Here is a 21,289-nt window from a genome sequence, read left to right as displayed (position 1 = left end):
CAGGGCTATTATGCGCACATTGACATTGTTTATTAATACTTCAGAATATTCATTAACTATGAAGGATAAGATTGATAATCATCTAAAGTCGTGGTCAGTTAGCGCGAAGCCTGCACCATATCCAGCACCGATGAAATCATTGGGAACAACTCTCTCTGTCCAAACAGCCTAGTCTCAAGAGTCATATGAATGAAAAGCAGTGAATATACAGAAATAAAAGCGTTCAAAGCCGTTGCTGAACAAGGGAGTTTCTCTGCCGCAGCGAAAGTATTACGCATCACACCATCGGCACTGAGTCAGATTATTAAACGTTTGGAGGACAATCTGGGCAGCCGGTTGTTTAACAGGACGACTCGGAGTGTGGTACTGACAGAAATCGGATTGCAATTTTATCAGCGGCTGCGGCCGGCGTTGGATGAAATCGAAGCGGCATTCAGTGAAGTACAGACTCAGTCGGGCGCATTGGCGGGTACGGTGCGGTTGCACATTACCACAGCAGCGGCCGATTCGATCTTACAGCCGATTTTGGGGCAGTTTTATCGGGTATATCCCGATATCGTGTTGGATATTCTAGTCGAAGATGCGTTCATTGATTTAGTTGCCGATGGTTTTGATGTTGGGATCCGGTTGTGGGAGTTTGTTGAGCAGGACATGATTGCCTACCCGATCGGGCCGGAAGTCCGCATGTGTGCAGCGGCTTCCCCTCCGTATCTGCAAAAATATGGTTGTCCTGAAACGCCGGCAGACCTGCGTGAACATCAGTGTCTGAACTGGCGTCTTTCCGGGAATGGGGGAGTGTATCGGTGGGAGTTTTATCGGTACGGACACTGGTTTTCAATGGCTGTCGACGGGCCATTGATCACCACCAGCAGAGATCTGGCGGTGACGGCTGCATGTGAGCATCAGGGGATTGTCTTCTGGACGGAAGATAAACTCAGACCTTGGCTGGAACGAGGTGAACTGGTGTCCGTTCTGGATGAATTCTGTCCGTTTTTCCCGGGATGGCATCTGGCCTATCCGCGTCACCGGCATACATCTGGCGCTGTGCAAGCCTTTATTCAGTTTATGCGTCAGGCTTATCCGCTGGCTGAGAAACCCATTGCTGACGAAAAAATATCGTGAGAATCATGCGTGATCAGGTATGGGGAATTGCGATGGAAAAATACCGTAAATCGCATGACTCAGGATGCGATCCCCGATTCTTTCCTGATGGCTGATAATGCCTTCCAATGTCATGCCTAACCGTTCGCAGACGGCTCTGCTTGGCCGGTTATCTTCAGCCACAGCGATTTGAACTTTTTCGACATTGAGTGTTTCGAATGCATAAGCAATTAAAAAACGGCAAGCGCGGGTAATAATGCCGTTTCCCTGATATTGCTGACCGAGCCAATAACCGATTTCGGCTTTTTTCAGCTCATGGTCGATGGTATTAAAACCAATATTTCCGACCAGCACGCCTCGAAACTCAATCGCGCAATCCAGACCATCACCATCAATATATTTATACAGTGACCCCTGAATAAAGGTTTTAAAATCGTCCGGTGTATGACAAATTCTGGGCCAGTTTAACCATTGTGAGAGGTATTGTTGATTCTCTTGTACGAGCTCAGCATATTGGGCCGCAAATGATTCATGCAACTGGTATAAAATAATATCCTGATCTATCGTCCATTTCAGCATAAGGTTATTGACTTCCCTCGGAATCGTTCGCGTTATATTGAGTCACGACATTATCATATTATCGTTAATCGATATATTTGATTTATTGTGAGTACACAAGCAATTAATAAGTACTATTTCTCTGGTTGCACTATCTCTCTGGTCGCAATAACGAACGGTTCACTGAACAACAGATAAAATGCCTTGTTATTTTATCTGTGCTAAAACATTGTGATGTGCTGTCATATTTTCCTTCCGGTTTATCGCATTTTTTACAGTAAAGAAAATTGTCATGTTATGGTTTGATATGTTATATGAATATGTGGGCATATTTCCATATCAATACTGTACTGAAATACTGGAGAAACTATGAAATTAAAAAATACGATAGCCGTCGCATTGTGTGCTGCAGCATCTTTCATTTCCGTGAGTGCATTTGCGGTCGATAAAGATGCAATTGCCGCCCGGTTGGCATCTCAGCTCCATGATTCAGCCAACTTGAATCAGCAAATGAAACAGATCGAACGATCACATACACCGATACGGGTCAATACATTTTTAGCCCCTAAAAGTATGCTTTCACGTCAGTCAATCGGTGCCACGACTGAAATGTGGTTATTCCTGCCATCCGATCGGGCACTGAATGATGATATGTCCGATTTGGTGGTTGCGTATCCGCCATCCGGTGATGAAGATTCATGGACTCAAGTGGTTGGCTATACCCTCAGCGGTGACAAAGTGTCGTTGGCGGTCGATCAGGAACCGGATGTCCCTGTGGTGGTGGTGGATGACAACGGTTATTACGCCATGAAAGAGAGTGTCAAAAAGCTGAATACACTCTTACAGGAAAACGGTTTACAGGAACAAACCGCGAATGCACCTCGCTTGAGTACGCAAGCCAATGAAGCGACGGGCTTTGATGCGACCAAATTAACTAAAGTGAATGTCAACAATGTGCGGGAACCCTGGATTAAAGGCGCGGCAGAAATTTATAGCATTGTCTCTGGTGTTTTGAGTGGCAATGAGCCGCAAATCATCGCGGTTGAAATGCCTTATTTGGATGATAAAGAGACCAACTATTATCCCAATCAAATTGTGATTAACTGGTCGGAATATGATTATCGGGTCGTTGACATGTTAATGTATGAACATGACTCAGGAACCAATTATAAAACCTTAGTTCAGGCTTTAGTCACTGCTGTCGGTGCCGCTGGTTCTCTGGCGGGTTGGCCACCCTCATCAGCGATTGCCGAAATTACCAGTCGTGTGATTGCAGCGATGCCTGACTCAGTGTTTGTTGATGATGATGACTTCGTTGATGCGTGTTATACCCTTGAGCGCGGTAAATCTTATGCTGATTTCCACTGTTCCGCGGATAATGCAGTGATCAGTATGGAACCGTTCTTTGTTGAACCCAATTAAATCCGTGAGATAGTATGTTGTTGTGTTCGTATGGCGCGCAAAAATCCGGCCTCAACCGCCGGATTTTTTGTTTCTGGCGCACCGGTAATGTTGTTATGCTGTAGCGTTTCGTCTCTGTACTGATTTGAATAGCAATAATTTGCAATTTTTTTGCTTCAGGATTGGTTATGATCGGATAAACACGACAAGGATGATGAGGAATAATAAGGTAATGACGATGATGACCGAAGTGCCCCACGCTTCAGATACACGGACAAGACTATTTTTCCGGGGCTCGTTTGCAATGATGCCTTTAAGTATTGCCGTGTTACCCTGGGGGCTGTTAGCCGGTTCGTTTGCGGTTGAATCCGGGTTAAGCGTGATGGAGAGCCAAGCATTATCTGCGATCTTATTCGCAGGTTCCGCGCAGCTGGTTGTCACGGGAATGCTGAAGGCCGGTGCTGGATTATTTTCTCTGCTCCTGACGGTCTTTTTTATCACCTCGCGTCATTTTCTCTACAGTGTCTCAATGCGTTCAAAAATTAGCCCGATGCCACTGCGTTGGCGGTTGTTGTTAGGTTTTTTATTGACGGATGAACTGTTCGCTTTACTCAACCATCAGGATGATGCTCGCTTTAACCGCTGGTATGCATTCGGCGCAGGATTCAGTTTTTATCTGATCTGGAACATTGCAACGTTGGTCGGCATTATCGCCGGTCATACGATTCCGAACCTGAATACGTTGGGACTTGATTTCGCGATTGCCGCGACCTTTATTGCGATTGTTGTTCCGAATATGAAAACCTTACCGGTGAAAATATCGGTTTTGACTGGGCTCGTGATGTCGGTGTTGTTGAATGTGTATCAGGTCGAGGGCAGTCTGGTGATCGCGAGTTTATCCGCGATGATTGCAGGTTATATGACCGAAACCTTTATGGAGAGAAAGTAGCATGATTTTAATCCAGATTGTGATGATGGCTGTGGTGGTGTTTCTGAGTCGCTATCTCTTTTTGGAACCTAAACTGCCGCTGCGTTTGGGGCCTCAGCTGCACCGGTTTCTGAGCTATTCCGGTCCGGCAATCTTGACCGTGATTTGGGCACCGATTGTGTTCATGCCAGAACAGTCGTTATGGCTTGACTGGCAAAACCCTTATTTGTGGGGTGCGTTGACGGCTGGCGTGATCTCTTGGAAAACCAAAAACGTTTTACTCACGACCGTGCTGAGCATGATGGTGTTTCTGGTGCTTCATCTGATGGTGTTCTCATCGTAACGGTTCCCATCGTCACCGTCGGGTTACTGAGCGACCCATTCAATTTCGATTAAGGTTTGATCTTCACTTTTCAGGCGGGCCAGAAAAACATCGCCCGCTTGGACAACACCGACACCCTTGGGGGTTCCGGTCATCACAATATCCCCATCTTCCAGCGTGGTATAACGTTGCAGCTCCTGCAAGATTGTCGCGGGTGAATACATCATCTGTGTGACCCAGCCATGCTGAATCCGGACGCAATTAATCAGTAATTCCAGACTCAGCGTCTCGATATCAATGTCGTTTAAAGCAATAAACTTACTGAAGACGGCCGAACCGTTGAATGCTTTCGCCCGCTCCCAGGGTAACCCTTGTTTCTTGAGCTGGGATTGTAGGTTTCTTTTGGTCAGATCCAGCCCGAGTCCAACACCATGAAATCGGTTGTTTTTGACCAAAAAACAGATTTCAGTTTCATAGTGAAGTGGCTCTTCATGGAAGGCGTGCAGTTGTGCGGTGATACTACTGTTGGGTTTATGGAACACCACCATCTGTTCAGGAACCGCGTTATCCAACTCATGAATATGTTCGATATAATTTCTACCGACACAGACAACTTTTGATGGGGTGATTTTTCGGTTGCCGAAACAAATGGTGTTCATGATCCTGTCCTTGATAAAGTCTCTCGTGAAGCTCTGAATCTGACTGTCAGAGATGGTCAGAGAATAGTCTATCCGATCTGAGGCCGAATGAATATTAATATGTATTCAATAGCTTATTTGCCATCATGTCCGGTTGGCTGAACTCAGAACTGAGCTTGATTGAGCCAGATATGCGTCACAATACTGGCGGCATAACCTAATGCAATCACGGGGGTCCATCTCAAATGACTCAAAAAAGTATACTGTCCGTGAGAAGCCCCCATCAGCGCGACGCCAGCAGCAGAACCAATCGACAGCAGACTGCCGCCGACACCGGCAGTCAGCGTAATGAGAAGCCAGTTGCCGTCAGACATAATGGGATTCATGGTGAGTACGGCATACATGATCGGAATGTTATCGATAATCGCGGAGAGGGCGCCCATGAATATGTTCGCCCATTGGGCGCCCCAATGCGGATAGATGGTGCCGGATATCAGACTGAGGTAGCCGAGCAGACTTAAGCCACCGACACTCATGACGATACCGTAGAAAAACAGCAAAGTATCCCACTCTGCATGTGAGATACGTTTAAAAACGTCAAAAGGGACGATTGAGCCCAATCGCTTGAGAGTGGTCTCATCATGATTGGCGAGCGCGAGCGCTTTCTGTCGTGCGAGGAAGCGGGGCAGTGATTTTTGGAGGTAGTAGCCGAAAAACTGGAGATAAGCCAAGCCCATCATCATGCCCACGACGGGGGGGAATTCGAATAAAGCGTGGAAACTGACAGCGGTGAGAATCGTCAGTAAGAATAATGCCACAATCCGTTTTGCGCCCCGTTTGGGGGCAACATGGTCCTGAACAAGGTTCGGGCAGCCTTTGGGTAAAAAATATGACATGAGCAGTGCCGGAAGCATGTAATTGACGACTGATGGAATAAAGAGGTTAAAAAACTGGAGAAAACCGGCCATACCCGCCTGCCAGACCATCAATGTGGTAATGTCGCCAAACGGGCTGAATGCGCCCCCGGCATTGGCGGCAATGACAATATTAATACAGCAGAGATTGACGAAGTGCGGGTTATTTTCACTGACTTTCATGACGACAGCACACATCAACAGGGCCGTCGTCAGGTTATCTGCAACCGGAGAAATGAAAAAAGCGAGTAATCCGGTCAGCCAGAACAAAGCCGCGTAGCTGAATCCTTTACTGACCATCCACGACCGCAAGGTGTCAAACAAGCGCCGCTCTTCCATGGCATTAATGTAAGTCATCGCCACCAGCAGGAAGAGCAACAATTCAGCATATTCCAGCAGGTTTTTCTCGAAAGCCGCTTTGGCGACTTCCATTTGATCAATTTGTTGATAAGAAAAACCGATAATGGCCCAGATAATCCCGGCAGCCAGCAGGACCGGCTTCGACTTTTTCAGCTTGATGGTTTCTTCAAAAGTGACGGTGATATAGGCGATGATAAAGAGAATGACGCAAGCATAACCGGCCCAGGAATGCGTCATATCAATCGAAGAGACTGGGCTGGAGTGTGTCGATGCGACACTGAGAAAGGGGAATAAACACAGGAGTAAAATCAAAAAGCGTCCGGCTGATCTTGTCGTCATCACGTTATCCTTCTGATGAAAAAGCATATTCAGTGTAGACCGCATTCATCGTGCTGACTGTGAGTCGAATCAAAATCAACCATATTCAACTATGCTCAAAGGTCCGAATGAGTGAATGACGCATGGCTCCTTATGCGTCGCTCATATTTATAGGATTATCTATTTATAGGATCATCGGTAGTGTGGACGCCACAAGCAGGAAAGCCATCGCATAATTAAACCATAGGAGATGAGCCGGCTTACTCAGGACGTTGCTGATCTGCTTGCCGGCAAAGATCCAAGTGGTTCCGGAAGGAATGTTGATGACGATAAAAATGGCAGCGGTCCAGAGTAGCCCCTGTATACTTGCAGACGGATTGTAAAGACTCACAGCGGTGAGTGCCATCGACCAGCCTTTGGGATTGACCCACTGAAACAGGGCTGCGGCATGAAACGTCATCGGTTGATAGTCGCCAGTGGTTATCTTTGACTGACTGGTCGCGATCTTGATTGCCAAATAAACCAGATATGACAGGCACAGCCATTTCAGAATCGGGTGGAGGATTGGGAAGGTGTGAAAGATACCGGCAGCCCCGATCCCCACCAAAAATAACATGATACCAAAGCCTAAAGTGACTCCCAGCATATGGGGGAGTGTCCGCATGAAGCCGACATTTGCCCCGGAAGCCATGAGCATCATATTGTTTGGCCCGGGTGTGAATGTCGCGGTGAATGCAAATAGGATCAGTGCGGGGAGTTGTTCAAATAGCATGGATGATTCTCTTGTTGTTTCAGGCTGTATCATTGTGAGAAATCATAACGAGAAAGGCGGGCAATTTTGTGTTTATATTGCATTAAATATTGGCTTTAGAGCAATAATTCGTTTGTTTTGGCTTTTTTGTAACAACAATATTGCGATTGGTTGCTGTAAAGCGACTGAAGTAAGATTTGAATGACTTTGCATCAAAACAGCGAAGGGGTGAACAAGATGGTGATGCGTCTCAAAAAATTTTACCTTCAGAGTTTCGTTTGTAATTGTTTTTGTTATATTGACGACAATATTGACATCGATAGTATTTACCAGGCGTGTTACTGATACGCAGGCAAGACCTGGATTGGACAGTTCAAAATAAACTGTCCAATCCAGGTCTTTTTTTTTACTTTAAAAAGGATAAATAATGAATTACGACAATATAGCAAAGTCCATTTTAGAGTGTGTGGGTGGAAAAAATAATATATCCAATGCGCTGCACTGTTCAACTCGACTCCGATTAGAGCTTCATAATACATCAGATGCAGACTTAGAAAAAATTAAAGAAATTCCCGGTATTATGGGTGCTGTGAATAGTGGTGGTCAGTGTCAGGTCATTATTGGTAATGATGTTAGTTTTGTTTTCAATAAATTAACCACCCTGATCGATGATAATGGTAGTGAAGGTATTGCAACTGAAAAAGCGGTGAATAAAAAATTAGATTTGTCTCTGAAAGGATTGTTTGACAAATTCGCAGCGCTTGTAACCGGTATATTTCAGCCGATTATTCCTGCGATTGCTGCTTCAGGTATGTTAAAAGCCTTACTCTTGCTCTCCGTTTCTATGGGTTTAACCACAAAAACAAGTCAATTTTATTTGGTTACCAGCTTTATTGCCGATGCGGCTTTTTACTTTCTTCCGTTGCTTCTGGCTTTTTCTTGTGCTCAGAAATTTAAAACCAATCCTTTTGTTTCGGTTGCTTTAGCAGGTGTATTAGTTCACCCAAAACTCATTGCATTAATGGGTTCAGGGACACCGATTGAATATATTGGTATGCATATTCCTCCAGTCTCTTATGCTTCTTCTGTGTTGCCGATTATATTAACAATTTGGTTGATGTCATATATTGAACCGCTCGCTGATAAAGTCTCTCCCGGGGCGGTTAAAATATTTATGAAGCCTCTATTAGTCTTAGCCATTGTAGCGCCTGTTGCATTGATTATATTAGGGCCAATGGGGACTTACATGGGACAAGGCTTATCCAGTGGCGTTTTTTGGATACAAAGCAAGGTTGGTTGGTTAGCCGTTGCATTGCTATCTATTTTAATGCCATTAATTGTTATGTTTGGTATGCATAAAGTATTCTATCCGATTATATTTGCTGCAATGGCATCACCGGGTTATGAGACATTAATTCATAGTGCCATGTTATCCTCAAATATGGCTCAAGGTGCAGGTGCATTGGCTGTATGGTATCTCACTAAGGATGTACAATTAAAACAAAATGCACTGCCTTCAGGAATTTCAGCGCTATTTGGTATCACTGAACCAGCATTGTATGGTGTTCATTTAAAGTTAAAGCGCTCGTTGCTTGGTTGTATGGTCGGTGCCGGTTGTGCAGGGATCTATGCCGGTGTGGTCACACTTAAAGCATACGCACCCGTTGGCCCGGGATTGGCCTCATTACCCATGTGGATTGGTGAAGGTGACAATTTCTACCATGCACTGATTACGCTTGCGATTTCTGTAATTGTTACACCGATTGCGGTATATTTTATTGGTGTGGATAGTCCGGTAGAAAATAAATAGTAATTCTATTAATACTTTGGTAAGTTGAAATATGAAAGTCAGTGAATTTATCCGTGAGATTATATTATATATTGGTGGAGTGAACAATATCCTTGGGATAAATCACTGCTCAACTCGTTTGAGATTTGATATTGATGATCTAAAAGAAGTGGATATAAATGCGTTAAATAGAATGCCTAAAGTGGTTGAGGCATTTTATAGGGCAGGACAGGTTCAAATTATTATAGGCGATGATGTTAACGTTATATATAAAGAATTGTTAAGGACCTACAATATCCCGGTTGCGCATCAATCAAGGGTTGAATTCAATCATGATGGTTCTTTATTGAAAGGAACTTTAAATAAGTTGATGTCAACTCTGGTTGGTATATTCCAACCCATCGTTCCTGCGATTATCGGTGCAGGTATGATTAAGGCGGGATTGTTGCTTTTTGTTAGCATCCACTTTATGGATAAATCCGATGATGTTTATCAACTATTAAGTTTGATCTCTGACTCTATATATTACTTTCTTCCTATACTACTTGCGTTATCATGTTCATATAAGTTTAACACAAATTCATTCTTATCTATCTCAATTGCCGGTGTTTTGGTTTATCCAGAACTTTTAAAAATACTATTGACGACCAATGCTATTGAAATTGCCGGTATAGATCTCTCTTCTACCCAATATGCATCATCGATTATTCCTATCATACTCACCATTTGGATGATGTCTTATGTTGAACGACTTTGTGATCATGTGATACCGAGTATGGTTGCAATATTTTTAAGACCAGTTGTTATTTTAATTGTTATTGTCCCAATTTCATTGACTATTTTAGGCCCTGTTGGCAATCATATCGGAGGGATGCTGTCTAATTTCACTGTTTTTGTTCAGAGAGAATTCGGATGGTTTGCGAATGCACTGCTTGCTGCATGTATGCCATTTTTTGTCATGTTTGGTATTCACAAGATATTTTATCCTATAGTGATATCAGCCATGACTAAAACGGGATATGATACTTTGGTTCTTACCGCTATGTTAGCATCTAATGTTGCTCAGGGTGCTGGTGCTTTAACCGTTTGGTTATTCACACAAAGAAAATCGCTAAAGCAAATCGCATTGCCAGCAGGAATAGCCGCTTTATTTGGTATTACAGAAGTAGCGTTATACAGTGTCCATTTGAAAATGAGACAAGCATTCGTTTGTTGTATGATTGGTGCAGCAACTTCTGGGTTACTTGCAGGTATCCTTGGGCTTAAAGCTTACGCAAATCTAGCCCCCGGATTAGTCACTTTACCAATGTTTATTGATGATGGATTTAATCTTCAATATTCATTGATCGTCATTTTTACTTCTATTTTGGTTACATCCGTCTCTATATATCTATGGAACTTGAAAACAGGATTTCTTGCTGCAGTCAGTGAATCTGATGATATAGAGAAAAAGAATATTGATGATATAAAAAACAGAGATGAAGATAATAGAAATAGAATAGATTCCAATACATTAGCAAATCGGATAATTATCTTTTCACCAATGTTTGGTGAATTACGCCCCTTGAATGAAGTAAAAAATGATGACTGGATAGAAAATAATATCTGGAAAGGTGTCGGTATATTACCCTCTCAGGGAATTGTCAGAGCACCATTTGATGGTATTGTTACTTCAAAATCTGTAAGTAACCACTCAATAAATTTAACTTCAGTTGAAGGTGTTGAGCTAATGATATGTATAGGTGTGAATGAGGATCAAACGAATTCAGACTTATTTTTTTCATATGCCAATGTGGGTGACTATGTAGAGCTTGGCGATAAACTGATTGAATTTAATATTGAGAAAGCGATTGAAAATAATATGGATATATTTAGTGTGGTGATTGTTACCAATTCATCCGATTATTTTGATGTTATTTCGAGTGTAGAATCAAATAGCGTAAAACCAAGTAAGCCATTGCTTACAATATTATAATTATATGGTGATATGAAGATGAAGATTATAAAGATTTTAAACACAAGTGTTGTTCTTGTAAAAAGAAATGATAGTCGAGAAGTAATCGTGTTTGGAAAGGGCATTGGTTTTAAAAGCAAACCGGGTGACCAAATTAATCCTGATGATATTGAAAAAACATACATACTAGAAAGTGACTCAGTAACATTAGAGGTGATTGACTTATTAAGAGATATTCCTGGAGAGTATCTGTCTTTGGTGAGTGAGATCGTTGAGCACGCTGAATCGGTGTTAAAAGTATCTTTGTATGAACATGTTTATGTTTCACTCATTGACCACTTATATTTCGCAGCCAAGAGACTGAAACAAAACATGCCTATTTCTAATCGGATGCACTGGGAAATACAGAAGCTATATCCTATGGAATATAGTTTAGGGAAACATGCATTAACACTGGCTAAGCAATATCTGGATGTGGATTTTCCTGAAGAAGAGGCATCCAATATCGCATTTCATCTGATTAATGCACAACAGGTCGATCAAAATATGAATCAGGTGATGCTGTTAGCGAGCATTGTGAAAAATATCTTAAATATTGTCAAAATAACATTTGATGTTGAATTTGATACGTTCTCAGTAAATTATTCTCGCTTTGTAAATCATTTGCAATTTTTTGCCCAAAGACTCGTTGGAGACAAAATGCTGAAGAGTGATGATGATGAGTTTCTAATGAGTGCAATACATAAGTACAATGAAGAATATGAGTGTGCTTTATCGATAAATGATTATGTTAAAGCTCGATTTGAACGCTCAATTCCCAATGAAGAGCTTCTGTATTTAATTATTCATATTAATCGAGTTATTGTAAGAGATAAATAAGGAGCTAAAATGTCCGAAGTTATGAGAAAGTTCCCCGATGGATTTTTGTGGGGAGGCGCAATTGCAGCCAATCAGGTCGAAGGGGCTTGGAATCTGGACGGTAAGGGAATATCAACGGCAGATATAGCAACTTATAAAAATAATCTGTCAAAGGGTGACTACGTAAAACACAATTCTGTTGATGAACAGCAAATTAAAGCTGCAATGGCGTCACTATCTACTGATGAATATCCGAAACGTAGAGGTATTGATTTTTATCATAGATATAAAGATGATATTACCTTGATGGGACAATTAGGAATTAAAGCACTACGTTTTTCAATTGCATGGACTCGTATTTACCCTCACGGTGATGAAACTCAGCCCAATGAAGCTGGTTTAGCATATTATGACCGTTTAATTGATGCATTAATTGAACAGAATATTACCCCTGTGGTCACCTTATCTCATTATGAAATGCCAATGCATTTAGTGAATGAATACGGAGGATGGTCTTCTCGTCAGGTCGTTTATTTTTTCGAAGATTTATGTGTAACTTTATTTGAACGCTACAAAGAAAAAGTTAAATATTGGATTACATTTAATGAGATTGACAGTATTGTCCGTCATCCATTCAGTAGCGGTGGTATTATTCCACATCGATTTGAAAATGTAGAACAAGCTGTCTATGATGGTCTTCATCATCAATTTATTGCAAGTGCAATTGCAGTTAAACATTGTAAAGAAATTATACCCGATGCACAAATTGGCTGTATGTTAACAAGCCTACTCACTTATCCACATACTTGTAATCCTGATGATGTGTTCGCGGCACATTGGAATAATCAATTCAATTACTTCTTTACCGATGTTCAAGTCAGAGGTGCTTATCCTAAATATATTCAGCGCTACTTTGATGAGAAAGGAATAAAAATAAAGCTAGAAGAAGGCGATGAAGCGTTACTCTATCATAATACTGTAGATTTTATTTCTTTTAGTTATTACAACTCTTTCGTGACAAGTGCGGATAGTGAGGGCTTGGAAACCGTCAGTGGTAATACAATGGGTGGAATCAAGAATCCATACTTGCCCGTATCAGAATGGGGTTGGCAAATTGATCCGCTTGGTCTGAGAATTGCGCTCAATAATTTATATTCACGCTACCAGAAACCACTTTTTATTGTGGAAAATGGATTGGGTGCATATGACAAAGTTGAAGATGATGGCTCGATTATCGATGACTATCGAATTCAATACTTACGAGCTCATATAGAACAAATGCACGAAGCGATTTTGGATGGTGTTGAACTCATAGGATATACATTGTGGGGGATCATTGATCTGATTAGCTATTCTTCTTCAGAGATGGAGAAGCGATACGGTTTAATTTACGTAGATCAAGATAATGATGGCAATGGGACTTTAGAAAGGAAAGTGAAAAAAAGTTTCTCATGGTACAAAAATGTCATTGAAGACAATGGATTATAGTTAGCCTACCGCACTGAAAGCGCGATGGATACGTTATTTGGGGCGTATCATTTCAAATTATTTTCCAAGGTATCCATCGCTTATCAAACCGATCATTGGCTGGTGACTCAACGAGTCGCCAGCCCCAGAAATATGATGATGCCGAGCAGCACATCGACATGACGCACAAAAGTCTGTTTACCCTTGAAATAAGCACTCAATGGCTATGTGTATTGTGCTAATAAGCGTTTCAATGCATCCGGGTCTTGCTGTGCAAGCTTATCCAAGGCTTCTTTTGCGGTGTTTCTCATATTTTCGTGGTGCGTTTTTTTCACCGTTTCAACCTTATCCAAAAGTTTAGTTAGTTCTGCAACCTCTTTGCTTTTACTATTCTTACTTAACTCAAGAACCACCTTCGCCAGCAAACCTAGCTGAGTACCATAACTTGCGACATGACTCACGACCTCTTTTTCTATCGCTTGATTGCCGGCAAAATTCAGTTCGATTTGGGGGGATAAAAAATTAGTTCGGGTGTTTATATCTTGCTCAACCGCGCCGCTCAATGGTAAATAGATGTTTTTTAACCAATATGTAAACCATGGGTTCATATCTTTAACCTTAAAAATATCATGTATTGATATGAAAATAGTCTACCTTTTGTTGTTATGTGTTTAATTGAGTATTAAATATGTGTGATTTTCGACTTTTATCACGCATCAGTCCCTTTATCGCATGCTGGCTTCAATGTCTAGCTGCCAATAGCCGACTGAAATATGGCGATTAAACTTAAAACCGATGTCGTAGAATTCACCAACGGGTTTGAATCCCAAGGATTCATGTAGCCGGACACTGGGTAAATTCGGCAGGGCAATCACGCCCATTACGTTTTTAATCCCTTGCTGTTTCAAGCGATCTAGCAGCGCGCTATATAACTTACGTCCGAACCCATTGCCTGCTGCGGTCGGTGCTAAGTAAATGGTCGATTCAACGGTAAACCGATAGGCAGAACGGATATGCCAAGGGCTGGCATAAGCATACCCAATCACCTCATTATCAACTTCCAAGACAAGGCATGGGAAACCAGTGCTCAATGTTTTTTGCAGACGGGCAGACATTTGCTCGACGGATAGGGGCTGCTCTTCAAAGGTGATGGTCGTGTCACGAATAAAGGGATTGTAAATCGCGGTGATGGCCGCGGAATCATTTAAATGCGTATCTCTGATGTTCATTCGTCCTCCCTGACGTTTTTGATTGATACTCAACGTTTGATTATGAGCCAACCCATTTACTGATACCAATCGCTTCCATGACAAATTCAACGGATAGCGCAGCGAGAATCATTCCCATAATCCGGGTGAGCAGCGAGGCGCCGCCAATGCCAATGATTCTGATAATTCCGCCTGAAAAAATGAGTAACATCAGCGTCGCGGTTAACACGGCAAGCATGGTGAGTGATGTGATGAGCTGCTCTTGGACCGTATAAATATTGTTATCGGTGATGAGGATCACCGCCAAAATGGCGCCGGGTGATGCAGTGGCGGGAATGGCGAGTGGAAACACTGCAATATCATGCAGCGGTTCTCTGGCCTTTTCTTGATTGTCATTAGAAAAAATCATTTGTAGCCCGAACAGGAACAGAATGACGCCCCCTGCGACCTGAAAAGAAATCAGGCTGATGCCCATTGCACCCAGTAGTAACTGCCCGACAATAATCGCCCCCATTAAGATGAGTGCGGCATAAAAAATAGTCTTGTATGCGGTTTTTCTGCGCTCTCTGGCTGAGTAGTTGACCGTCATACCTGTAAATAGGGCCATTGTCCCAATGGGATCAATGGTCGCCCAAATGATGAGAAAATCGTGGATTACTTTGTCTATCACTCGTTTTTTAGTCCTTAGTTATCACATATGACATAGTTAAAGGACGCTCTATCCTAATCGACTGATGAACGTTTATCGTCCACGGAGCGTCTCCATGATGACATGTCTTAGAAAGCGATGGTCATAATTCTAAATCTTATACTCGCAGATGGGAGTATGTGGTACCTAAATATGACGAAAAATTAACGATTGACGCCAGACTTGTTTTGTTAGTTTTTGTTGCGGACGGCTGGATTACAAGTCCCGGCTCCCCCTGAACAGGTAGTGCGATTGCGATAAATTGTACTAAAAATATAGTACATGATATGTGTTAAAGTGAATGGGTTGCCATGCGCTTGTTAACGGCTGCAAACGAGATTTTGGCTTCCTTCATAAGGAGGGGGCCAGAGATTAGAAAAGTGAGAGGACAATGAATAGAATCATTAAATCGGTACTTTGGTCATTCTCTATGATGCTCAGTATTGCGGCCTGTCAGGCTAACCCGCAGCCTCATTTATCACATGATCCCACTTGGTGGTCTGTTCCGGCCGGGCTGAGTTGGATGTGGCAACTTCAAGATTATGAGCATATTAAGATTAACCCTGAGATTGATGTTTATGATGTTGACTTGTTTGAGGCGAGTGAAGGCGGCGCGCAGAGCTTGATTCGCAAACTGAAATCTGCCAATAAAAAGGTCATATGTTATTTCAGTGCCGGGACGCGAGAGGATTGGCGTAGTGATGCTGGTGATTTCCTCGAAAGCGCTGTGATTGCCGACGGTGAGATGGACGACTGGCCGGGAGAAGTCTGGCTCAATATTGCGAACCGCAATGCGCTTGAGAACAACATCCAGCCCATTATGGCAAAACGACTCGATTTAGCGGCGGCCAGTGGCTGTGACGGGGTTGAACCTGATAACGTTGATGCTTATGCGAATGTGGATGAAACCCACGGTCTCATCAGCCCAGATGATCAACTGAGATACAATCGTTGGTTAAGCCAAGCCGCCCATCAGCGGGGTCTTGCGATTGGGCTCAAAAATGATATGCAACAGTTGGATGCCTTAGTCGATGATTTTGATTTTGCGGTCAATGAACAATGTTATGCCTATGGGATTGAATGCGTTAATTATGAAGGGACATTTCTGGCGAAAGGTAAAGCAGTCTTTAACCAAGAATACTATACCGATGGTCAGGAGGGTGAGATTGATGAAAGCACATTTACCTCTTCAGCATGTCCGTATTTTCAGAGTGTTGGCATCTCATCTTTGTGGAAGTCGGGGTATGCATTAGATGGGGGCGGGGTGACGTCCTGCCCGGAAAAGCCTAACCATTCTCCCTGAATGGTTTTCTTCGCTGAGGGGAAGGCGAGGATCTTATCCTGAACACATCGATCAAGTTCTCGTATCAAAAGGACGTTCGTTAGATTAGACAGCACAGCACTGTAATTGCTACCTTATCTTACATTTTATTCATTATTTTTCTTGTATTTTCAGTAACATATACAACAGTTATACGTTATGTTATACAGAATGATATGGGGAAGTTATACGGTAAGATGCTGTCTAATAACTGTTAAATACCCCTCAATAGAATTAAAATCTTCAGGGAGAAAAGTTATGGAAAAGGTCATTAACAAATACTGTCCTCGTTCGGGTAAACCGGTTTCATCTGATTCGTTGACAGACTATCGAGGACACAAAGTCGGATTTTGTAACCCCGGCTGTAGAGATGACTTTGCTGCTAATATCGAAGATCGACCAAGTGACACTAGCTATTTTAATGTAGTAATTAAAGAGCATGATCTATAGCATCACCAAGCTTAATGTATTTAACAATGCGTTAGAAATCACATGGAGAATTTATCATGGATGCAAGGTATGTGGACTATTTCCAAGCCTATGCAAGTACATTGCCTGAATCTCAACTTCCTGAGATTGAAGAAGTCGAAACTACTTACTTTTGTGACGATGAATACAATACAAATGAGTGTGCTCGACTTGTCTCTATTGGTCAAAAGCGTGCAACTTGTAGCGTCAAAGAAGCGTACCGTATTGAAGGAGAGGAATTTCCTAAAATAGGACAGCATCAAATCGTGCTTGACTGGGAAAAGAATCCAGTTTGTATAGTAAAAATAACTAATGTGGACTTTTGTCCCTTTGGTCAGGTTAGCCGAGAGTTTGCCGAATCTGAAGGAGAAGGGGACGGTACATATGAGTGGTGGTATAAAGCACATGATGACTTCTTCACCGAAGACTGTTCAGCTTATGGTATTGAATTCAACGACTCGACAGAGTTAGTTCTTGTCACGTTTGAGTTGGTGCACAAGTAATTTCTAACAAATTAATCAACTGGACGCATTACGGTTGTCATCATTTTTGCAAAAGGAAAAACGCAAAAATGACACCAACCTACACGCCAGTTATTAAGGCGTGTATACGACTTTATTGAATTAGGAGAACTAAATGGACTTAGATATCTATCAGGTTGATTCATTTACAAGTGAAGCATTCAAAGGTAATCCTGCTGGAGTCTGTATAATAAACAATGGCTTAACTGATAGATCAATGCTATCAATTGCTGAAGAAATGGCTGTGTCCGAAACGGCTTTTTATCGCTTCCTGATATGACGTTGAAGTGGTTTACTCCGAAAGCGGAGGTAAAGCTATGTGGGCACGGAACTCTTGCAGTTGCTCATGTCCTTAAAGAAAGAGGGCTGGTAAGTACAGGCGATACAGTTAATTTTGAAACCTTGTCTGGTACTTTAACTGCGCTGATCAACGAATCTACAATTGAACTGGATTTTCCGTCACCAACCATTCAATTCGACATTTCTCCATGTCAGGTGTTATTGAACAATTTAGGTATAGAGGCATGTAAAGTAGTTTGCTTTGGTTGCTTTGATTCAGCCGCTGCAGGGTTGGTTATGTATATTAAGTGGCAGGCTTAAAAGTAAGTTGGTATTTGCTGTATTGGTATTCACAATATTACCAGCATTTATTTTGGATCTAATATATGCGGAAAATCACCTCCCAAAATTGGGCCATATAGTGAGCTTATCGTTGGGACTGGTAATTTCAGTTGGCTTTCTGCGCAAACCTGAGGCCGGCTACTAACGAGTATGGTGTCAATTTTGTTGTTATTGATATTTGGAGTAAATAATGAGTAAGTTAATGAAAATTCATCCTATTCAAGCGAAAGCTATTCCTGAAAACAAATCTAAGCCTTTCTATCCTGAGCCATTTGCATCAGTTGTTAAAGGTAGAACGAAGAGAAAACTTGGTGATTACTTCGGACTGGAAAATTTTGGTGTGAATTTTACAACAATGAGCCCGAACTCTACATCAGCATTGAAACATCATCATTCGAAACAAGACGAGTTTGTCTACATTATTTCGGGAACGCCAACACTTATTTATGGTGATGAAGAGATTAAAATGTCTTCCGGTGATTGTGTTGGTTTCAAGGCTAACAGTGGAATAGGACATCAATTGATTAATGAATCGTCTCAAGATGTTGTGTACATAGAGATTGGAGACAGAAGCCGGAATGACAAAGTGGAATATCCGGATGATGACTTAGCGTTTTCGCAAATGTCAGATGGTAGCTGGAGTCTCACGCATAAAGATGGAAGTTCTTATTGAAAGCGCGACATAATAAGTGTTGTTACCGGGCTGGTTTGGGACAGCAATACGGGGACACTCATCAACCTTCTCAAACAAAATAGCCTTACACCGGTAATGGGGACAGCGCGCAAATAATCAATCGTGGATGATATCTCGCATGAAAGAGGTCGGTGTGGCACAAAACCACAGTTATACCCATCCCCACTTGGCGAATTACAGTTATCAGCAAATCATCAATGAGCTAAGCCGTACCAATCAGGTTATCCCAAATGCCGGGGCACCAGCACCAACGCCATTGTGAATGCAGCCAATCGTCTGCGAAACGGTGAGGTCATTTTAATGCACGATGGCTACAGCAACAGCAACAATGCCATTGCACAAATTGCCTGTAATTTAAAAGCTAAAGGATTATGCCCTGGGCGGATTGATCCATACAGCGGCAAAGTAGTCGCGCCGTAAAAAGCAGTTGCACCGTAATAAGTGGTCATCACTGTGGGAGAAACATTCTTCGTCCACAGTGATATGCCGTATTCGCTGAGAAGGGGCCTTCGTTAAGAAAACTCAACGAGAGGCCCATCTTTAATTGCGTACTTTGCATCAATTACGTACTTTGCATCGCTTCAAATAAAATTTTGATCGGCGGTTTCGAGACTGTCCATTTTCATTCAACTATTAATACTATTTTGCCTCGAATATGTCCTTGTGCAGCGCGTTCATGGGCTTTATCGGCATCTTGCAATGCATAGGAACTGTCAACAGCCACACGAATGGTTCCATCATCCAGTCGCTTTGCTAACTCTGCAAGTTGAGCGCCACTCGAACGAACCTGAGTGGCTGAGACTGTAAAGCCCATTTTCTCTGCGTCTTCCCTATCAGTGAAGCCTAGAGGATAGACGGGGAAAAGTGCACCGCCTGGTTTCAGTACCTGCAAGAACCGCCCCGTTTTTGGCCCGCCAACGCAATCGATGACTAAATCAATATTTTCAACTTCGTTTTCCGGCGTTGTCTGGCTGTAGTCAATGAATATGTCTGCGCCCAGATCGCGCAGGAAAGCTTCGTGACCACCAGAGGCTACTGCGATCACTTTTGCCCCTTTCCATTTAGCGATTTGCACTGCGAAGTGGCCTACACCGCCAGCAGCACCATTGACAAGTACCGTCTTACCCGCAAGTTCAACGGGCTTGTGTGACTCAGGTTGAAGTGGGTTGGGTGTGTCGTGCCCCAATTGGATCATGAACTGCCAAGCCGTTAACAGTGACATCGGGGCACCAGCCGCATGCACGTGATCTATGGTGGCGGGTTTGATCGCGGCTTCAGAAGCCGATACGTTGACATATTGGGCATAGCCTCTGCTGTTTCCGGCCATACCCTCAGGAAAATGCACCATTGAATAGACTTCATCCCCAACATTAAATTCTGTAACGTCATCCGCAACGGCTTTAACCACGCCGGACACATCCGTTCCGAGAATGAGCGGGAAATGAACCTGTGGTTGCCATTCTGGCGGCAGTGTCTTGTAACCATCACGTAGATACCAGTCCGGGGGATTAATACCCACAGCCCGGACTCCAATTTGTATTTCACCCGATTTTAGCTCAGGTATTGGTGCATCTTCATAGCGCAGTACTTCTGGCCCACCAAAAGCATGTTGCTGCACTGCCTTCATGGTTTTATTCATCATTTCTTTCTCCTCGGTTAAGATTAGCTTACAATAAACGGAACAGTGTTCGCCTTAAACGGAGCGTAGCTCCACTTGCTAGAGGGGTCAAGAGAATATATGCGAGCAGACGCTAAAAAAAATTATGACAATTTACTTTCCATTGCATGGGATGTATTTGCCGAGCAGGGCGCGAATGCCTCTCTACGGGAAGTTGCTCGAAGAGCCGGCGTTGGTATGGGAACCCTTTATCGCCATTTTCCGAACCGGGAAGCCTTACTCGAACCCATTCTGAGAGAGCGTTTCGACAGGCTGACTCAAAAGGCTGATAACCTGAAAAGCGCGAGTGCTTCTGAGGACGCATTGGTGTTATGGGTGCAGGAAGTGATTGCCTTTACACACGACTATCAAGGTATTATCTCTGTGATGATGGGGGCAATCGAAGACATGGATTCAGCGCTTCATTCATCCTGCCATGCTCTGCGTGCAGCGGGTACGCAGCTACTAACCCGTGCACAGTCAGAAGGAAAGGCCTGTGCGGATCTTGACGGTGATGAATTGTTTGACCTTATCGCCGCGTTAGCTTGGCTACGTGATCAGCCATCACACACAGCGCGCTCTGAACATCTATTCAGCGTGATTGCTAATGCAATACTGATCAATGCTCAGGAAGTGAAGAATTAATGCGAGGTCAGTCAAACTATATTGTTTTAGACAAAACACTCAAAAAACTGCCAAATTCACCACGGCGCTGAGCAGGTGTTAGATTTAGAGGATATATCGTGCTTGCG

The 21,289-nt window shown here is 42.9% G+C and carries 21 protein-coding genes and 2 pseudogenes; 15 read left to right on the top strand and 8 right to left on the bottom strand.

Annotated features, from left to right (window positions below):
- Positions 1-189 precede the first annotated feature (189 nt).
- Positions 190-1,122 (top strand): LysR family transcriptional regulator, encoded by a 933-nt coding sequence (locus tag OCU60_RS21975; protein WP_074374339.1) that lies wholly within the window; start codon positions 190-192, stop codon positions 1,120-1,122.
- Between the two features lie 3 nt (positions 1,123-1,125).
- On the opposite strand, the gene OCU60_RS21970 is transcribed toward OCU60_RS21975, so the two are convergent.
- On the bottom strand, positions 1,126-1,680 hold the full coding sequence (locus OCU60_RS21970) for a GNAT family N-acetyltransferase (RefSeq protein WP_074374338.1): 555 nt from the start codon (positions 1,678-1,680) through the stop codon (positions 1,126-1,128).
- 348 nt (positions 1,681-2,028) lie between these two features.
- On the opposite strand from OCU60_RS21970, the gene OCU60_RS21965 reads away from it, so the two are divergent.
- The 3 genes from OCU60_RS21965 to OCU60_RS21955 all read left to right on the top strand — a co-directional run bounded on the left by OCU60_RS21965 (position 2,029) and on the right by OCU60_RS21955 (position 4,331).
- Positions 2,029-3,081 carry a DUF3103 family protein gene (locus tag OCU60_RS21965; RefSeq protein WP_074374337.1) on the top strand — a complete coding sequence of 351 codons (1,053 nt, stop codon included), beginning with the start codon at positions 2,029-2,031 and terminating at the stop codon, positions 3,079-3,081.
- A 217-nt stretch (positions 3,082-3,298) separates the two neighbouring features.
- Entirely contained in the window at positions 3,299-4,009 is a 711-nt protein-coding gene (locus tag OCU60_RS21960) for an AzlC family ABC transporter permease (protein ID WP_083602734.1), read from the top strand.
- 1 nt (position 4,010) lies between these two features.
- Positions 4,011-4,331: an AzlD domain-containing protein gene (locus OCU60_RS21955; protein ID WP_074374335.1), complete on the top strand. Its 321-nt coding sequence runs from the start codon at positions 4,011-4,013 to the stop codon at positions 4,329-4,331.
- Positions 4,332-4,354: 23 nt separating this feature from the next.
- Here OCU60_RS21955 and OCU60_RS21950 read toward each other — a convergent pair whose 3' ends face one another.
- From OCU60_RS21950 to OCU60_RS21940, 3 genes are all read right to left on the bottom strand, one after another.
- Positions 4,355-4,969, bottom strand: a complete 615-nt coding sequence (locus OCU60_RS21950) for a fumarylacetoacetate hydrolase family protein (RefSeq protein WP_074374334.1) — start codon at positions 4,967-4,969, stop codon at positions 4,355-4,357.
- A 143-nt stretch (positions 4,970-5,112) separates the two neighbouring features.
- Positions 5,113-6,561, bottom strand: a complete 1,449-nt coding sequence (gene nhaD / locus OCU60_RS21945) for a sodium:proton antiporter NhaD (RefSeq protein ID WP_074374333.1) — start codon at positions 6,559-6,561, stop codon at positions 5,113-5,115.
- 163 nt (positions 6,562-6,724) lie between these two features.
- Positions 6,725-7,312 (bottom strand): LysE family translocator, encoded by a 588-nt coding sequence (locus OCU60_RS21940; RefSeq protein WP_074374332.1) that lies wholly within the window; start codon positions 7,310-7,312, stop codon positions 6,725-6,727.
- On the opposite strand from OCU60_RS21940, the gene OCU60_RS21935 reads away from it, so the two are divergent.
- The 5 genes from OCU60_RS21935 to OCU60_RS21915 all read left to right on the top strand — a co-directional run bounded on the left by OCU60_RS21935 (position 7,311) and on the right by OCU60_RS21915 (position 13,380).
- Complete coding sequence (locus OCU60_RS21935; RefSeq protein WP_074374331.1) at positions 7,311-7,496, top strand: hypothetical protein; 186 nt, start codon at positions 7,311-7,313, stop codon at positions 7,494-7,496. The genes OCU60_RS21940 and OCU60_RS21935 overlap by 2 nt on opposite strands.
- Positions 7,497-7,718: 222 nt before the next feature.
- Positions 7,719-9,101, top strand: a complete 1,383-nt coding sequence (locus OCU60_RS21930) for a PTS transporter subunit EIIC (protein WP_074374330.1) — start codon at positions 7,719-7,721, stop codon at positions 9,099-9,101.
- Positions 9,102-9,132: 31 nt separating this feature from the next.
- Complete coding sequence (locus OCU60_RS21925; protein ID WP_074374329.1) at positions 9,133-11,055, top strand: PTS transporter subunit EIIC; 1,923 nt, start codon at positions 9,133-9,135, stop codon at positions 11,053-11,055.
- An 18-nt stretch (positions 11,056-11,073) separates the two neighbouring features.
- Positions 11,074-11,913, top strand: a complete 840-nt coding sequence (licT, locus tag OCU60_RS21920) for a BglG family transcription antiterminator LicT (RefSeq protein ID WP_074374328.1) — start codon at positions 11,074-11,076, stop codon at positions 11,911-11,913.
- Between the two features lie 9 nt (positions 11,914-11,922).
- Positions 11,923-13,380: a glycoside hydrolase family 1 protein gene (locus OCU60_RS21915; protein ID WP_074374327.1), complete on the top strand. Its 1,458-nt coding sequence runs from the start codon at positions 11,923-11,925 to the stop codon at positions 13,378-13,380.
- Positions 13,381-13,583: 203 nt separating this feature from the next.
- Here OCU60_RS21915 and OCU60_RS21910 read toward each other — a convergent pair whose 3' ends face one another.
- The 3 genes from OCU60_RS21910 to OCU60_RS21900 form a co-directional block, all read right to left on the bottom strand.
- Complete coding sequence (locus OCU60_RS21910) at positions 13,584-13,967, bottom strand: hypothetical protein (RefSeq protein ID WP_074374326.1); 384 nt, start codon at positions 13,965-13,967, stop codon at positions 13,584-13,586.
- Positions 13,968-14,084: 117 nt separating this feature from the next.
- Positions 14,085-14,588, bottom strand: coding sequence for a GNAT family N-acetyltransferase (locus tag OCU60_RS21905; RefSeq protein WP_074374325.1), 504 nt, complete (start codon positions 14,586-14,588; stop codon positions 14,085-14,087).
- 40 nt (positions 14,589-14,628) lie between these two features.
- Positions 14,629-15,237: a MarC family protein gene (locus OCU60_RS21900; protein WP_074374324.1), complete on the bottom strand. Its 609-nt coding sequence runs from the start codon at positions 15,235-15,237 to the stop codon at positions 14,629-14,631.
- 409 nt (positions 15,238-15,646) lie between these two features.
- Between OCU60_RS21900 and OCU60_RS21895 the strand changes: the two genes are divergently transcribed.
- The 5 genes and pseudogenes from OCU60_RS21895 to OCU60_RS21875 all read left to right on the top strand — a co-directional run.
- Positions 15,647-16,558, top strand: coding sequence for an endo alpha-1,4 polygalactosaminidase (locus tag OCU60_RS21895; RefSeq protein WP_083602725.1), 912 nt, complete (start codon positions 15,647-15,649; stop codon positions 16,556-16,558).
- Between the two features lie 524 nt (positions 16,559-17,082).
- On the top strand, positions 17,083-17,547 hold the full coding sequence (locus tag OCU60_RS21890) for an ASCH domain-containing protein (protein WP_074374321.1): 465 nt from the start codon (positions 17,083-17,085) through the stop codon (positions 17,545-17,547).
- Between the two features lie 133 nt (positions 17,548-17,680).
- Positions 17,681-18,123, top strand: a pseudogene (locus OCU60_RS21885) (PhzF family phenazine biosynthesis protein); the annotation flags it as partial.
- Positions 18,124-18,376: 253 nt separating this feature from the next.
- Positions 18,377-18,859 (top strand): cupin domain-containing protein, encoded by a 483-nt coding sequence (locus OCU60_RS21880; protein WP_205410520.1) that lies wholly within the window; start codon positions 18,377-18,379, stop codon positions 18,857-18,859.
- Positions 18,860-18,971: 112 nt separating this feature from the next.
- Positions 18,972-19,142, top strand: a pseudogene (locus OCU60_RS21875) (polysaccharide deacetylase family protein); the annotation flags it as partial.
- 360 nt (positions 19,143-19,502) lie between these two features.
- On the opposite strand, the gene OCU60_RS21870 reads toward OCU60_RS21875, so the two are convergent.
- The gene (locus OCU60_RS21870) at positions 19,503-20,522 is read right to left on the bottom strand and encodes an NADP-dependent oxidoreductase (RefSeq protein ID WP_074374318.1); all 1,020 of its coding nucleotides are present in this window, start codon (positions 20,520-20,522) and stop codon (positions 19,503-19,505) included.
- A 96-nt stretch (positions 20,523-20,618) separates the two neighbouring features.
- On the opposite strand from OCU60_RS21870, the gene OCU60_RS21865 reads away from it, so the two are divergent.
- Complete coding sequence (locus OCU60_RS21865) at positions 20,619-21,182, top strand: TetR/AcrR family transcriptional regulator (protein WP_074374317.1); 564 nt, start codon at positions 20,619-20,621, stop codon at positions 21,180-21,182.
- Positions 21,183-21,289 lie beyond the last annotated feature (107 nt).

The organism is Vibrio spartinae, from assembly GCF_024347135.1.
In the GTDB taxonomy this organism is placed as follows: Bacteria; Pseudomonadota; Gammaproteobacteria; order Enterobacterales; family Vibrionaceae; genus Vibrio; species Vibrio spartinae.
This window is presented reverse-complemented; position numbering and strand designations above follow the sequence as displayed.

What these genes read in the sequence shown, in the direction of transcription:
- OCU60_RS21975 (WP_074374339.1), top strand. Translation starts at nt 190, where the DNA reads ATGAAAAGCAGTGAATATACAGAAATAAAAGCGTTCAAAGCCGTTGCT.
- OCU60_RS21970 (WP_074374338.1), bottom strand. Translation starts at nt 1,680, where the DNA reads ATGCTGAAATGGACGATAGATCAGGATATTATTTTATACCAGTTGCAT.
- OCU60_RS21965 (WP_074374337.1), top strand. Translation starts at nt 2,029, where the DNA reads ATGAAATTAAAAAATACGATAGCCGTCGCATTGTGTGCTGCAGCATCT.
- OCU60_RS21960 (WP_083602734.1), top strand. Translation starts at nt 3,299, where the DNA reads ATGATGACCGAAGTGCCCCACGCTTCAGATACACGGACAAGACTATTT.
- OCU60_RS21955 (WP_074374335.1), top strand. Translation starts at nt 4,011, where the DNA reads ATGATTTTAATCCAGATTGTGATGATGGCTGTGGTGGTGTTTCTGAGT.
- OCU60_RS21950 (WP_074374334.1), bottom strand. Translation starts at nt 4,969, where the DNA reads ATGAACACCATTTGTTTCGGCAACCGAAAAATCACCCCATCAAAAGTT.
- nhaD (WP_074374333.1), bottom strand. Translation starts at nt 6,561, where the DNA reads ATGACGACAAGATCAGCCGGACGCTTTTTGATTTTACTCCTGTGTTTA.
- OCU60_RS21935 (WP_074374331.1), top strand. Translation starts at nt 7,311, where the DNA reads ATGGATGATTCTCTTGTTGTTTCAGGCTGTATCATTGTGAGAAATCAT.
- OCU60_RS21940 (WP_074374332.1), bottom strand. Translation starts at nt 7,312, where the DNA reads ATGCTATTTGAACAACTCCCCGCACTGATCCTATTTGCATTCACCGCG.
- OCU60_RS21930 (WP_074374330.1), top strand. Translation starts at nt 7,719, where the DNA reads ATGAATTACGACAATATAGCAAAGTCCATTTTAGAGTGTGTGGGTGGA.
- OCU60_RS21925 (WP_074374329.1), top strand. Translation starts at nt 9,133, where the DNA reads ATGAAAGTCAGTGAATTTATCCGTGAGATTATATTATATATTGGTGGA.
- licT (WP_074374328.1), top strand. Translation starts at nt 11,074, where the DNA reads ATGAAGATTATAAAGATTTTAAACACAAGTGTTGTTCTTGTAAAAAGA.
- OCU60_RS21915 (WP_074374327.1), top strand. Translation starts at nt 11,923, where the DNA reads ATGTCCGAAGTTATGAGAAAGTTCCCCGATGGATTTTTGTGGGGAGGC.
- OCU60_RS21910 (WP_074374326.1), bottom strand. Translation starts at nt 13,967, where the DNA reads ATGAACCCATGGTTTACATATTGGTTAAAAAACATCTATTTACCATTG.
- OCU60_RS21905 (WP_074374325.1), bottom strand. Translation starts at nt 14,588, where the DNA reads ATGAACATCAGAGATACGCATTTAAATGATTCCGCGGCCATCACCGCG.
- OCU60_RS21895 (WP_083602725.1), top strand. Translation starts at nt 15,647, where the DNA reads ATGAATAGAATCATTAAATCGGTACTTTGGTCATTCTCTATGATGCTC.
- OCU60_RS21890 (WP_074374321.1), top strand. Translation starts at nt 17,083, where the DNA reads ATGGATGCAAGGTATGTGGACTATTTCCAAGCCTATGCAAGTACATTG.
- OCU60_RS21880 (WP_205410520.1), top strand. Translation starts at nt 18,377, where the DNA reads ATGAGTAAGTTAATGAAAATTCATCCTATTCAAGCGAAAGCTATTCCT.
- OCU60_RS21870 (WP_074374318.1), bottom strand. Translation starts at nt 20,522, where the DNA reads ATGATGAATAAAACCATGAAGGCAGTGCAGCAACATGCTTTTGGTGGG.
- OCU60_RS21865 (WP_074374317.1), top strand. Translation starts at nt 20,619, where the DNA reads ATGCGAGCAGACGCTAAAAAAAATTATGACAATTTACTTTCCATTGCA.